At 69.1% G+C, this 12,804-nt stretch carries 12 protein-coding genes; 10 read left to right on the forward strand and 2 right to left on the reverse strand.

The genetic code is table 11. From position 1 onward, the window contains the following. Positions 1-65 precede the first annotated feature (65 nt). The 4 genes from ACLII4_RS07860 (at position 66) to ACLII4_RS07875 (ending at position 3,544) form a co-directional block, all read left to right on the forward strand. Positions 66-551 (forward strand): hypothetical protein, encoded by a 486-nt coding sequence (locus tag ACLII4_RS07860; protein ID WP_412070351.1) that lies wholly within the window; start codon positions 66-68, stop codon positions 549-551. A 168-nt stretch (positions 552-719) separates the two neighbouring features. Continuing rightward, entirely contained in the window at positions 720-2,171 is a 1,452-nt protein-coding gene (gene pyk / locus ACLII4_RS07865) for a pyruvate kinase (RefSeq protein WP_412070352.1), read from the forward strand. A 342-nt stretch (positions 2,172-2,513) separates the two neighbouring features. Further along, positions 2,514-3,170, forward strand: a complete 657-nt coding sequence (locus ACLII4_RS07870; protein ID WP_412070353.1) for a hypothetical protein — start codon at positions 2,514-2,516, stop codon at positions 3,168-3,170. After that, positions 3,167-3,544 carry an ACT domain-containing protein gene (locus ACLII4_RS07875; protein ID WP_412070354.1) on the forward strand — a complete coding sequence of 126 codons (378 nt, stop codon included), beginning with the start codon at positions 3,167-3,169 and terminating at the stop codon, positions 3,542-3,544. Before ACLII4_RS07870 ends, ACLII4_RS07875 begins: the two co-directional genes overlap by 4 nt. Here the strand turns inward: ACLII4_RS07875 and ACLII4_RS07880 are convergent. After that, positions 3,541-4,008, reverse strand: coding sequence for a hypothetical protein (locus ACLII4_RS07880; protein ID WP_412070355.1), 468 nt, complete (start codon positions 4,006-4,008; stop codon positions 3,541-3,543). The two genes, ACLII4_RS07875 and ACLII4_RS07880, sit on opposite strands and share 4 nt — an antisense overlap. 209 nt (positions 4,009-4,217) lie before the next feature. Here ACLII4_RS07880 and ACLII4_RS07885 point away from each other — a divergent pair, with 209 nt between their 5' ends. Then, positions 4,218-5,336 carry a hypothetical protein gene (locus ACLII4_RS07885; protein WP_412070356.1) on the forward strand — a complete coding sequence of 373 codons (1,119 nt, stop codon included), beginning with the start codon at positions 4,218-4,220 and terminating at the stop codon, positions 5,334-5,336. Here ACLII4_RS07885 and ACLII4_RS07890 read toward each other — a convergent pair whose 3' ends face one another. Next, positions 5,337-6,749, reverse strand: a complete 1,413-nt coding sequence (locus ACLII4_RS07890) for a NupC/NupG family nucleoside CNT transporter (protein ID WP_412070357.1) — start codon at positions 6,747-6,749, stop codon at positions 5,337-5,339. It abuts the gene before it with no gap. 142 nt (positions 6,750-6,891) lie between these two features. Between ACLII4_RS07890 and ACLII4_RS07895 the strand changes: the two genes are divergently transcribed. The 5 genes from ACLII4_RS07895 (at position 6,892) to ACLII4_RS07915 (ending at position 12,799) form a co-directional block, all read left to right on the forward strand. Continuing rightward, complete coding sequence (locus tag ACLII4_RS07895; RefSeq protein ID WP_412070358.1) at positions 6,892-7,635, forward strand: DUF305 domain-containing protein; 744 nt, start codon at positions 6,892-6,894, stop codon at positions 7,633-7,635. 49 nt (positions 7,636-7,684) lie between these two features. Continuing rightward, complete coding sequence (locus ACLII4_RS07900; protein ID WP_412070359.1) at positions 7,685-9,697, forward strand: LVIVD repeat-containing protein; 2,013 nt, start codon at positions 7,685-7,687, stop codon at positions 9,695-9,697. Positions 9,698-9,887: 190 nt separating this feature from the next. Beyond that, positions 9,888-10,427 (forward strand): dihydrofolate reductase family protein, encoded by a 540-nt coding sequence (locus tag ACLII4_RS07905; protein ID WP_412070360.1) that lies wholly within the window; start codon positions 9,888-9,890, stop codon positions 10,425-10,427. Between the two features lie 199 nt (positions 10,428-10,626). Then, complete coding sequence (locus ACLII4_RS07910; protein ID WP_412070361.1) at positions 10,627-11,397, forward strand: TIGR02391 family protein; 771 nt, start codon at positions 10,627-10,629, stop codon at positions 11,395-11,397. A gap of 184 nt (positions 11,398-11,581) precedes the next feature. After that, the gene (locus tag ACLII4_RS07915; protein WP_412070362.1) at positions 11,582-12,799 is read left to right on the forward strand and encodes a S1 RNA-binding domain-containing protein; all 1,218 of its coding nucleotides are present in this window, start codon (positions 11,582-11,584) and stop codon (positions 12,797-12,799) included. Positions 12,800-12,804 lie beyond the last annotated feature (5 nt).

Below are 12,804 nucleotides of genomic sequence, written 5' to 3' on the forward strand. Positions count from 1 at the left end.
GCCCCGCGGGGCCTTATGCGGGGCGCGGGGCGGTCGATACCCGAGCGGATCCACCCTCCCGACTCATGCGCCTCGTCTTCGCCCTGCTGTTCGCCATCGTCCTCGCCCTGCCCACAGCGGCGCAGGACCGTTTCGCGGCGACCTGCCTCGCCTCGGTCGCCGCCGACGCGCCCGAGGGCATCGACGGCGCGACCCTGTGCGGCTGTGCGACCAGCGGCGCGCTGGCCCAGGGCGTCGCCCCGGCCGACCTCGACGCCGCCGTCGACGTGCTCGAAGAGCGCGGCGAGGCCGCGACCCCGGCCGTCGAGAAGGCGGCCGTCGTGGCGACGGAAGCGCTCATGGCGTGCGCCGTCCAGAGCGTCATGGCGGGCGTCGTGGGCGTGACGGCCGAGGCCGAGGTCGGTGGCCGGACGATCACGGGCGAGGGGACGGTTGGCGTGGCGCCCGCCGCCCGTACGCTCCCGGCGGGCCTCCGCACGGGCAACGGGACCGGGACGGCCCAAGGCCGCCAGCAGGGCAAGGGCACCGCGATCCGGATCACGGACAACTAGTCAGCGACAGCGGAGAGGACGGAGATCGTGCCCCGTGCCGAGGCGCGTGCGTCCGGCCCGGCGGGAGGGGAGAAAGCGCTTACGCCTTCCGCGACGCGACCGGCGTAGGAGGCCGTAGGTTGACGCCGTCTCGGCTTCCGGGGCGCCCGTCCACCCCCCTCGCTTGCCATGGCTCGGCCCACCCCTCGTCGCACCAAAATCGTCTGCACGCTCGGCCCCGCGGTGTCCACGCAAGAGGGCGTCCGCGCGCTGATCGGGGCGGGCATGGACGTGGCGCGGCTCAACTTTTCGCACGGGAGCCACGACGACCACCGCCGGATGATCGAGATCGTCCGTGAGGAGGCGAAAGCGGCCGGAAAGATCGTGCCCGTGCTCCAAGACCTACAGGGCCCGAAGATCCGCCTGGGCCTGGTCCGCGACGGCGGCGTGCTCATCCACAAGGGCAACGCGCTCGTGCTCACCTCCGAGCCGGTCGAGACCAGCGACGAGCGGCGCGTCCACGTCAGCTACGACGCGCTCGCCGAGGAGGTCGCCGAGGGCAACCGGATCCTGCTCGACGACGGCCACCTCGAACTGGTCGTGACGCGGATCGACGGGGCGGACGTGCACACCGAGGTCATCGTCGGCGGGCCGCTCCGCTCGCGCAAGGGCGTCAACCTGCCCCAGCTCAAGAGCGCGCGGCCGTCGCTCACCGACAAGGACCTGACGGACCTCGCCTTCGGGCTCGACCACGACGTCGACCTGATCGCCCTGTCGTTCGTCCGCTCCGGCTCCGACGTCGACGACCTCACCCGGCGGATCGCGGCGGCGGGCAAGAAGATCCCCGTCATCGCCAAGGTCGAGAAGCCCGAGGCCGTCGAGGACTTCGAGGCCGTGCTCGCGGCGGCGGCCGGCGTGATGGTGGCCCGGGGCGACTTGGGCATCGAGATCCCGATGCAGAACGTGCCCATCGTCCAGAAGCGCCTGATCCGGGCGTGCCTGGAGGCGAGCAAGCCGGTCATCACGGCGACCCAGATGCTGGAGTCGATGATCGACAACCCGCGCCCGACGCGCGCCGAGTCGACGGACGTGGCGAACGCGGTCTTCGACGGGTCCGACGCTGTCATGCTCTCGGGCGAGACGGCCGCCGGCAAGTACCCCATCCAGGCGGTCCGCGTGATGGACGAGATCGTGCGCGCGGCCGAGGCCAGCCGCGGCGAGCTGGGCGGGCGCGCGGCGCTCGTCGCCGTCTCGCACCAAGACGACCCGATCACGGACGCCGTCTCTTTCACGGCCGTCAAGCTGGCCGACGAGACCGACGCGCAGGCCATCTGCTGCCTGACGCACTCGGGCTCGACGGCGCGCTCCATCGCCAGCCACCGCCCGGACGTGCCGATCTACGCCTTCACCGACGACGAGACGGCGCTCGGCCGGATCGCGCTGACGTGGGGGGTCGAGCCGATCGCTATCGCGTTCCAGGAGCACACCGACGACGGCGTCCGGGCGGTCCACCGCGAGCTGCTGGCGCGGCCCGGCTTCAACAAGGGGGACCGCGTCGTCATCACGGCCGGCTTGCCGCTCCCGGCGATGGGACGGACGAACATGATCCACGTGACGACACTCGGGGAGGACTGGGTGTAAGGGGGACTGGGGAGTAGGGGCGTGGGGCGTCGGCCCTGACGTGGTGCTCGGCAACCCCCCCCGTCCGCGCGGCGCGACGACGGCGTCGCTGGCGCTGGCATCGGAGCGCTCCCGAATGCATGGCACGACGCCGCGCGGACTGGCTTCGCCGACCCTTCGGGTTGTCCCCCTTTTCTCAAAGGGGGACAGCTTTGCCCCCTTGAGCGCAGCGATGGCGGCAGAGCGGGGGGACTCCGCGCGGGTGCGCCCACCTCGGGTCCGAGGCGGACACGGGGGGCGGGCGTCCTGCGCTCATGCGCTCCTACGCTCGGTAGCTTGCGTGGCCTCCCGCCCGACTCCGCCATGCGCCCGCTCCTCGCCGCCCTCGTCCTCGTCGCCCTCGCCGCCGGCTGTGCCGAGAGCGGGCCGCCGTCCACGCCGCCCGAGGGCTGGGTGGCCGCCAGCGACACGCGCTGGTACGCGCCCGGCACCGACACCACGCGCGCCTTCCGCGACCTGTCGACCATCGAGGCCATGGGCGTCGCCCGTGACGGCGAGTTCGTGCGCTGGGTCCAGGAGCGGATGACCGACCTCTACCGGAGCGAGCCCGAGGTGGTCGACTCTGTCTTCGCCGCCGAATTCATGGACGACATCGAGGGGGGCGTCTCCAGCAGTGCCGACCAGCAAGCGTCGGAGGCGCTCGTCAACCGGATCAAGACCGAGTTTTTTCAGCGCTACAACGGCTCGCGGTACCAGCCCCCGGCCGAGCCGCTCGCCCTCCCCGCCGAGCTGGCGAACGTGAGCGGGCGCGTCGCCGCCCAGGTCTACGTCAACAAGGCGAACGAGCCCGTCGCGATCTGGCTCGTCGAGGGCACCGGCACGGCGCTCGACCAGCTGTTCATGCGCCGCGTGCTCGACGGGTCGTATTCCGACGCCTGGGTCCGCGAGCGCGCGGGGCGCGTGGAGGGGACCGAGATCGAGGGCTGGGTCCACGTCGAGACCGACTTTACGGGCGAATGACGCTCGATCTCCTTCCTGGCCGGCTGGCGGTTTGTCGCCTGACTCCGGACGCTCCACTGGCGGACTGGATGGCGACGGGCGCCGTGTCGAGCATCACCCGGACGCCGGCCGAGCTGTCGGTCGTCTGCGCGGAGTCCGCCGTCCCCCCGGACGCCGTCGCCGAGCGCGGCTGGCGGGTACTCGCGGTCCGCGGCCCGCTCGACTTTGCCCTCACCGGCATCCTGGCCGGGCTGGCGACGCCGCTCGCTGAGGCCGGCGTCTCCATCTTCGCGCTCTCGACCTACGACACCGACGTCCTGCTCGTCCGCGACCGCCAGCTGGGGGAGGCCGTCGCGGCGCTGCGGGCGGCGGGGCACGAGGTCGACGAGGGTTAGCGTCGCCGGATCGCCTCCGGCACCGCCTCCAGCCAGCCCGCGTCGAGCACGCCCCACAGGCCGATGGCGATGGCCTCGGCGGCGTCGTGGCGCAGACTCCCCTTCGGCCGCTGCGCCCCGCTCCACTCGATGACGGCGCGCGCCAGCCCGTCGGCCGCCTCCTTGGCGCCCGACCCCGACCGCTGCTCCCGGGGCAGCAGGAGCGCCTGCCGCCAGACGTGGGCGTCGATCACGCGCGCCCGGCGCCCGGCCTTTTCGGCGGCCCGCTGCCAGATCTCGGCGATGTCGCCGCCGCCCTCGAGCACGACGCGCTGGGCGTCGGCGTGGTCGTGGAGCAGCGACCCGGCGGCGCGGCGCAAGCGGGCGCGGCTGCCCAGGTTCTGCGAGCGGTACGAGACGAGCCGCCCGTCGCGGCCGTAGAGGGCGAAGCCGGTGCGGAGCCCGAGGTCGACGGCGAGGAGCAAGGCGTGCGGGGGGAGCGCGGCGGGCGCCGCAGAAAAGCAGGGGAGGGCGCGGGTCCGCCGGAATGCCAGGTAGGGCGAGAGGGCGGGGCGGGTTCCGGCCCGGCAGCGCCGACGGTCGAGCGCGTCGGCCTTCTCGCATTCCTGCGCGCGAGCGGCTGGCGCGTCGGAGGGGTCCGAGGCCACCTTCCGTCCCCCACCCGCCGTCTCCCTTGACCTCCCGCCCGCTCGTCCCCGCCCTCGCCGTCGTCGCCGCGCTCGTGTGGGGCTACGGCGCGCTCGACCCCCTCGTCTTCGCCGAGGCCGGGGTGAAGTACTACGGCCCGATGGCCGAGGCCGCGCCCGGCCTCGACCTGGGACAGAACCAGCCCTACGTCTTCCGCTGGCTGGGCCCGTGGCTGGCGGGGCTGCTCCCGCTCGCAGTGCCGACCGCGTTCTACGTCTGGGCCGTCGTCGGCTCGCTGGCGCTGGCGGCGCTGACATACGGTGTTTGCCGGTCGGATGGCGCGACCGCCGGGGCCTCGGCGCTGGCCGTGCTGCTGCTGGCGGCGAACCCGTACCTGTTCGGGTTCAACGTGTTCAACATGTACCAACTCGGCGACCTGCTGGCGCAGCTCGGGCTCGGCGCCGGGCTGTGGCTGCTGTGGCAGCGCCGGTACGCCGCCCTCGCCGTCGTCCTCGCGGTGACCGTCCTGGCGCGCGAGCCGGCGATCTTGATGGCGCCCGTCGCGGCGGTGTACCTGTGGGAGCGGCGGCGGCTTCGCCAGGACGGGTGGAAGCTGGCGCTGGCGCTCGTCCCGGTCGTGGTGCTGTTCGTCGTCCCCCGCCTGCTGCTGACCGAGCAGGAGGGCCCGCACCTCGTCCAGACGTTCCTCAACGCCAGCGGGAAAGCCGCCGACCCCGGGACGTGGGCGCGGCTCTTGGTCAACGCGTTCGTGCCCGCCGTGGCGGTGCTGGCGGTCTTCCCACGCGAGACGTGGATCTGGATGCGTGGCCACCTCCACCTCGTCGCCCTCTTCGGTCTGACGCTGGCGAGCGCCTTTTTCGGCGGCGACCAGGAGCGTCTGATGCAGCCCGCGATCTGGGCCGTCTACCCCGCCGCCGCCGCCGTGCTGTCCACGCGCTGGCGGGATCGCGGGGCGACGGCCGTGCTGATGGCGGCGGCGGCGCTCACGAGTCTGCACCACATCACCGCCCGCTTCCCGCTGCCCGACCGACGGTTGACCGCCGTGCTCGCGGCCGTGGCGCTCGCGCTCGCGCTCGGCGCCGCGCTCTGGGTCCGGGCACAGGGGCGCACGGCACGAACCCTGAACCCCGAACCCCGAACCTGATCACCCGAGCAACACGCCCGCGATCGTCGCCGTCATCAGGTTCGCAAGCGTCCCCGCGAAGACGGCCTTGAGGCCCAGGCTTGCGATCTCGCCCGTCCGCTCCGGCGCGAGGGGGCCGATCCCGCCGATCTGGATGCCGATCGACGACAGGTTGGCAAAGCCGCACAGCGCGAACGTGGCCATGACGATGGTCTTGGGTTGCAGCGTGCCCGCGCCCAGCGCGTCGGCGAACAGGCTGTAGGCGACGAACTCGTTGGCGATCACCTTCGTCCCCAGGAAACTGCCGAACGTGGTGATGTCGACGGTCGGGACGCCGATCATCCAGGCGATGGGGGAGAGGACGACGCCCAGGATGCCCTCCAGCGAGAGCTCGGCGCCGAACAGGCCCGCGCCCCAGCCCAGGATGCCGTTGAGCATCGCGATCAGCGCCAGGAAGGCGATCAGCATCGCGCCGATGTTGAGCGCGAGGTGGAGCCCGTCGGCGGCGCCCGTGGCCGCGGCGTCGATGACGTTTTTGGGGCCCGAGTCCGCCAGGTCTTCGAGCGTGGCCTCGGTCGCGAGGTCGCTGGCCGTCGAGGGCTGGGTGGCCTCCCCGGCGTCCGTCACCGGGACGACGGTCTTTTTGGAGTCGAGGTGATCGGGGGCCGTGAGCTGGGCCTTTTCGGGGACCAGGATCTTCGCCAGCACGAGCGCCGCTGGCGCCGCCATCACGCTCGCGCCCAACAGCTGCTCGGCGAACAACTGCTGCCCGGCCTCGACGGCGATCCCGGCGACGCTCGCGTAGCGCTCGCCGAGGAACGCGACGTAGCTCGCGAGCACGCCGCCCGCGATCGTCGCCATCCCGCCCGTCATCACGGCCATCAGCTCCGAGCGCGTCAGGTTCTTGATGTAGGGCTTGATGACGAGCGGCGCCTCGGTCTGGCCGACGAAGATGTTGGCGCTCACCGACAGCGACTCCGGGCCGGACGTGCCGAGCGCGCGCTGGACCACGAAGGCGACGCCCCGGACCACCCACTGCATGATGCCGAGGTAGTACAGGATCGACATCAGCGCCGCGAACACGATGACGGTCGGCAGCACGTACGCGAAAAAGAAGAACCCCAGCGAGCCCTCGGTGCCCGGCGACAGCGCCAGCCCCCCGAACACGAACGTGGACCCGGCCTCGACGGCCGAGAGGAACGCCACGAACAACCCCGCGACCGCCGCGAACGCGGCCTTCGGCCAGCCGAACGGCGAGAACACCTCGGCGAGCGCCTCGCCCTTGAGGAAGAGGACGGCGAACAGCAACTGGAGCGCCAGCCCGGCCCCCACGGTCCGCCAGCGGATGCGGCGGCGGTCGGAGGAGAAGACGACGGCGAGGGCGACGATGCCGGCGAGGCCGAGGAGGCCGCGGCCGATCGAGACGATGTCCATGCGGGGCGGGGGGCGAAACCGCGAAGATAGCCGGGCGGTCACCGTGTCGTCCGGCGGCCCGCGCAACCGATCGCGAGCGGTCCCGTAGCGTGGGCGTCGGCCCGACGCCACGTACCTTGGGCCTACCCCCCGCCACCCCGCCATGAGAGTCCTGCCCGTCCTGGCCGTCGCCGCCGTGCTGGCGGTGTCCGGCTGCGCCCCGTCCGCCGCCCTCGATACGTCGTCGCCGTCCGTCTCCTCGCCCGACGCCTCCGATTCCGGCCCGTCGGTGGCCGAGCTGGAGGCGCTCTACCGGGCCCGCCAGCAGGCCGACCTCCAGCGCTATTCCGACGACGACGCCGAGTTCATGGCGGGGATGATCCACCACCACGCGCAGGCGCTCGTGATGGCGGAGATGGCGCGGCGCAACGGCGCCGGCCCGGCCGTCGCCCGGTTGGCGGCGCGGATCGACAACGCGCAGCACGACGAGATCGCGACGATGCAGCGCTGGCTGGTGGACCGTGGCCTGCCCGCCCCGGCCGTCGCCGAGGACGGAACGACCTCCATGTCGATGGACCACGCCGGGATGGACCACGGCGGCATGGACCACGCCGGGATGGACCACGGCGACTCGGCCGACGGCGGCATGGCCCCGATGCCGGGGATGCTCACGGCCGCCCAGCTCGCCGAGCTCGACGCGGCGCGCGGCGCCGACTTCGACCGCCTCTTCCTGACGTTTATGATCCAGCACCACGCCGGCGCCGTCTCGATGGTCGAGCACCTCTTCGCGCAAGACGGCGCGGCGCAGAACGGCAACACCTTCAAGCTGGCGTCCGACATTCAGGTCGACCAGCGCACCGAGATCGCCCGGATGCAGCTCATGCTCGACGGCATGGCCGACGACTAGGCGACCCGCCCCCAACCGTCCCCCCACCCCAGCCACCCCCCTCACCCTGATGCGTCTTTCCACCCTCCCCTCCACGCTGGCCGTGGCCGCCGTCCTCCTGGGGACTGCCGCTTGCGCGCAGCGTCCCATGACGGCCCCCGCGATGGAGGCCCCCGCCAGCGCGCGCGTGACCGTGCCGGCCTTCCCGACGATGGCCCCGAGCCCCGACCCCCGCGTCGGCCTGGCTGCCGGGCTCTTCGACGCCGAGGAGGCGACCTGGAACCTGCGCGTCGTCTCGTCGACGCCGCCGCCGGCCGACTTCCTCGGCGTCACGAACTCGGACCTCGCCTTTAAGGGCGACTACGCGATCCAGGGCAACTACAACGGCATAGTCGTGTGGGACCTCAGCGACCCCGCCAACCCGTCGGTCGTCACGGAGTACGTCTGCCCGGCGTCGCAGAGCGACGTCTCGGTCTACGGCGACCTCATGTTCGTCTCGGGCGAAGGCCTCGGCGGCCGTCTCGACTGCGGCACCGAGGGCGTCTCCGAGGCCGTCAGCGCGGACCGCTTGCGCGGCATCCGCATCTTCGACATCACGGACATCCGCAATCCGGAGTACGTCTCGAACGTGCAGACCTGCCGCGGCTCGCACACGCACTCCGTCCTCAAAGACCCCAACGACGACGACAACGTCTACGTCTACGTGTCGGGCTCGGCGGGCGTCCGCCCGGCCGAGGAGCTGCCCGGCTGCTCAGGCGCGGCCCCCGGCGAGGACCCGAACACGGCGCTGTTCCGGATCGAGGTGATCCGCGTGCCGCTGGCCAACCCGGCCGCCGCCGAGATCGTCAACTCGCCCCGCATCTTTGAGGGCCTGACGGAGGCGCCGAGCCACGGGCTCGCGCCCGCCGACATCGCGGCCATCGAGGAGGCGAAGGCGCGCGGTGCCTACGTCCTGTACTTCGGCGGCCAGGACCGCGTGATGCCGGACCGCTTCGTCCGCATGTTCCTGGCCGAGATCGTCGCCGAGCGCGGCGGCGAGGGCGAGCCCACGGCGGCCGACTCGACGCTGCTCCGCGAGCGGCTCCCGGCGCTCGTCCAGGAGCGCTTCGGGATCACCGTCGGGAGCGACGACGACGACGACGGCGAGCCCGGCCCGGGCCCGAACCAGTGCCACGACATCACGCTGTACCCGGCCGTCGGGCTGGCGGGCGGTGCGTGCGAGGGCTACGGCTTGTTGCTCGACATCACCAACCCCATCGCGCCGCGCCGGATCGACGCCGTGGCCGACTCGAACTTCTCGTACTGGCACTCGGCGACGTTCAACAACGACGCCACCAAGGTCCTCTTTACCGATGAGTGGGGCGGCGGCGGCCAGCCGAAGTGCCGCGCGACCGACCCCAAGGAGTGGGGCGCGAACGCCATCTTTACGCTGACGGACGGCAAGATGGACTTCCAGAGCTACTACAAGCTCCCCGCACCGCAGACGTCTGAGGAGAACTGCGTGGCCCACAACGGCTCGCTGATCCCCGTCCCCGGCCGCGACATCATGGTGCAGAGCTGGTACCAGGGCGGCATCTCGGTCTTCGATTGGACCGACGCCTCCAACCCCATCGAGATCGCGTTCCACGACCGCGGCCCGGCCGACGCCGAGCAGATGGCGTCGGGCGGCAGCTGGTCCGTCTACTGGTACAACGGCGACCTCGTCAGCTCCGAGATCGCGCGTGGCCTGGACGTGTTCCAGCTGACGCCGAGCCCGTACCTGACGCAGAACGAGATCGACGCCTCCAACACCGTCGAGCTCGACTACCTCAACGCGCAGGGCCAGCCGGTCTACGAGTGGCCCGCCACGTTCGCGCTGGCGCGCGCCTACACCGACCAGCTGGACCGCGCCGACGCCATGTCGCCGGCCGAGCTTCTGCTGGTGCGGACGGCGCTGTACAACGCCGAGAACCAGTCCGGCGCCACGCGCGCGCGGACGCTGACCGAGCTGGCCGACGGCGTCGCCGGCATGGCGATGGCCTCGGGCGACCCGGCCAAGGCTCAGATGCTCGCGGACGCCGTCCGCATGCTCGCGCAGGGCTAGACCTCCGTCTCTGTTCGGATCGTTCCGCCCCGCTGGTGCTTGCCGCCGGCGGGGCGGTGTGCGTGGTGGGGATGCCGGCGGCAGCGCGTGCTCGCGCTCCGGTGTCTCTGGCCCGCGAGCCAAACGAGCGGAGAAACGGCGTGTCGGCCGCTGGCGCTAGGTTGCGCGTCTCCCGTCGCTCCGTCGCCCCGTGGCCGATCTCGTCTACTACGTCGCCGCCAGCCTGGACGGCTTCATCGCCCATCCCGACGGGTCGTTCGACGGGTTCGAGTGGGACGACGAGGTGGTCGCCGACTTCTTCGCCGAGCTGGAGGGGTTCGGGACGGTGCTGATGGGGCGCAAGACGTACGACGTGGGGCTGGCGGCGGGCACGACGAGCCCGTACCCCGCGATGCGCCAGGTCGTCTTTTCCCGGACGATGGCCGCGAGCCCCGATGACGCCGTGGAGCTCGCGCGTGGGGACCTCGCCGCGTTCGTGCGTGACCTGAAGGCGCAGGCCGACGCGCCGGTCTGGCTCTGCGGCGGCGGCGACGTGGCCGGGACGCTGGCGCGGGCCGGGCTCATCGACCGGCTGGTGGTCAAGCTGAACCCCGTCGTGTTCGGCGCGGGCATCCCGCTGGTCGCCCCGGGCGCCGGGCTGACGTCCCTCACGCTCACCGAGACCCAGGTCTACGACTGCGGCATCGTCGTCCTGCGCTACGAGGTCGGGCGACCGCGCAAGGCGACGTAGGGATCAGCGGCGGGGCGCAGATGCTGCGAGGGCGAGTGGGGCAGACTGTCTGAAGCTGGCGTTTCGAGCGGGGCGGGTGAGAGGTCACCAGATGTGGAGACCGTCACTACATTTGCCAACCGGTCACCAGATATGGTGACTGCCCAATCCGCTGAAGCAGTGGTTAGGCGGCTTTCTTCCACCAATGTGATCTAGCCCGATGAGCTTGAATAAACCCGAGGCGGTCGAAAAGCTGAAACAGCGTGCTGATCAGGCCCGACTGATGCTTCGGGAGACTACATCCATCGATTTCGCGAAGTGGAGGCGCGATACGGCTGTGGCTATCAAATACATATTTGGACAGGATTCAGGCCACCTCAAGGAGTTTGAGTCCACGCAGTACTCGCTTCGGCGGAGGGGGAGCGTGGTGTACCACGATGGCACCCCATCGCCTCGGCCCTCTGCTCAGCAGCAACAGGCAGCAAAGCATTCTGGTGTTAGAAGTGCGATCGCTTTGATCGAGTCGATGATCGACGAGGTGAATGAATATTGGCCTGACGTCCAGCGTGATCCAGTAGGCGAACTGAACTTCTGGCCCATGCTCCACCCCGTTGCTCGGACGGTCTCAAAAAGCAGATTTGAAGCAGGCCACTACGCAGACTCAGTTGAAGCAGTATTAAAAGAGCTAGAGTGCCGAGTCAGAGATAAAGCCGGTGGCGAGATCGGGGACGGCCTGTCAGGCGCGCGGTTGATGCAGCACGTGTTCTCTCTCGATAATCATGTGCTACGCCTAGGAGATACAAGCACTGAGAGCGGCAAGAACACCCAGAAAGGATACATGCAGATATTTGCAGGAGTCATGACGGGTGTTCGAAACCCAAAGGCCCATGCAAACCTTGAGATTGGACACGAAGATGCGGTACACCTTCTATTTTTGGGTAGCCTTCTGATGCACATGGTCGACAACTCCGAACATGCCCAGGCCGCCTAACCCGCCGCTGCAGGCGGACCGAGGGCGTCAGCGTTCTCGCGCTGCCCAAGCGTCGTCGCTTTCGGCGCTCCGACCTACCTTCGTGCTGTCCGCCCTCGGCCGCTGAGCGGCCCTTCGTTAGGCCGCCTCTCGACCGAATTCCCGCTCTCCGGCTATATTCGCTCCCGCACCAAACGCCCTGCAAATGGAGCACCTCTCTGACTTCTTTGTTCGCAAGCACGACATGCAGCCCAACACCTGCTTCGTGCTCATGCCGTTTAAGGCCGAGCTCAAACAGCTCTACGAGTTCGTAATCCAGCCTTGGGCGCAGCATCAAGGGCTCGAATGCCGACGAGCCGACGAGCTATTTGGCTCCAGCCCTATTATGGCGGATGTGTGGAAGAGTATTCAAAGTGCAGAGGTGGTTATTGCCGACCTAACAGGCAGAAATCCGAATGTGATGTACGAACTCGGGCTCAGTCATTGCCTGTGGAAGAAAATGATATTGATAACGCAAGATGCAGAAGATGTGCCATTTGACCTAAAGGGTTATAGACTGGTTATTTATGAACCTTCTATTGGCGGTGCAGAGAGACTGAAGGAAAATCTAACATCGACGCTGGAGACACTGCGACGAGACAGCTTCTCTGAGGCTCAAATCGTACCGTATAGTCAGGAAAACAGCTTCGCAGACGCAAACGATCGGATCGAGGCACAAGTAATGAACGTGACACCAGAGCGCGTGTCACTGCGGCTTTCGACCGGCGACAACGCTACTCTCCACTCGGACGACTTCTCGTGGCACTATAAGATCAGAGATCTTAGGCACAAATTCAGCATTGGCGACTCTGCCCGCGGAGTTCTGATCGGCCATAGGGACGGTGTAAGACGCTTCTCGGTAAAGCACCAGTGGCCCGACCCATGGCCTGACTTCGTATCAAATCACCCCCAAGGGTCGGAGTTCGTGGGCACAGTTGTCGCTATCCACCACTTCGGAGCGTTCGTCCAGATCGAGGATCGATTCAACGGTCTGCTTCCTTCAAACCAGATAGGAGCAGAGGAGCTCCATGTTGGCGGCCAAGTGAGGGCGAGGGTCGAATCGGTTGACTCAAATAACGCTAACATTTCTCTGTCGCTCATTGAGAATCTCGGTGGCGGCCTATCGGAAGGCGCAACAATTGAAGGCGAGGTAGTTAAATGCCAAGCCGACTACTGCTTAGTTCAGTTCGAAGATGGCAAGCGGGGCATGTGCCACATTAGCAACTTCGATAGTGTTGAGCCACCCGATATGGTTGAGTCGTTCCCAGTAGGCCTCAAGGCGAACTGGAGGATCAGATCGATTCGTCAAGGTGGCTCGCGTATCGACTTAGTGCCTGCCGACTTCGGTGACGGAGAACAGGGAAGTAGCCAGGAGGCGGCCTAACTCAC

Source organism: Rubrivirga aquatilis, from assembly GCF_046845665.1.
Lineage (GTDB): Bacteria > Bacteroidota > Rhodothermia > Rhodothermales > Rubricoccaceae > Rubrivirga.

Bases quoted from the DNA above. Each gene is read 5' to 3' on its own strand.
- ACLII4_RS07860 (WP_412070351.1), top strand. From the start codon at position 66: ATGCGCCTCGTCTTCGCCCTGCTGTTCGCCATCGTCCTCGCCCTGCCC.
- pyk (WP_412070352.1), top strand. From the start codon at position 720: ATGGCTCGGCCCACCCCTCGTCGCACCAAAATCGTCTGCACGCTCGGC.
- ACLII4_RS07870 (WP_412070353.1), top strand. From the start codon at position 2,514: ATGCGCCCGCTCCTCGCCGCCCTCGTCCTCGTCGCCCTCGCCGCCGGC.
- ACLII4_RS07875 (WP_412070354.1), top strand. From the start codon at position 3,167: ATGACGCTCGATCTCCTTCCTGGCCGGCTGGCGGTTTGTCGCCTGACT.
- ACLII4_RS07890 (WP_412070357.1), bottom strand. From the start codon at position 6,749: ATGGACATCGTCTCGATCGGCCGCGGCCTCCTCGGCCTCGCCGGCATC.
- ACLII4_RS07895 (WP_412070358.1), top strand. From the start codon at position 6,892: ATGAGAGTCCTGCCCGTCCTGGCCGTCGCCGCCGTGCTGGCGGTGTCC.
- ACLII4_RS07900 (WP_412070359.1), top strand. From the start codon at position 7,685: ATGCGTCTTTCCACCCTCCCCTCCACGCTGGCCGTGGCCGCCGTCCTC.
- ACLII4_RS07910 (WP_412070361.1), top strand. From the start codon at position 10,627: ATGAGCTTGAATAAACCCGAGGCGGTCGAAAAGCTGAAACAGCGTGCT.
- ACLII4_RS07915 (WP_412070362.1), top strand. From the start codon at position 11,582: ATGGAGCACCTCTCTGACTTCTTTGTTCGCAAGCACGACATGCAGCCC.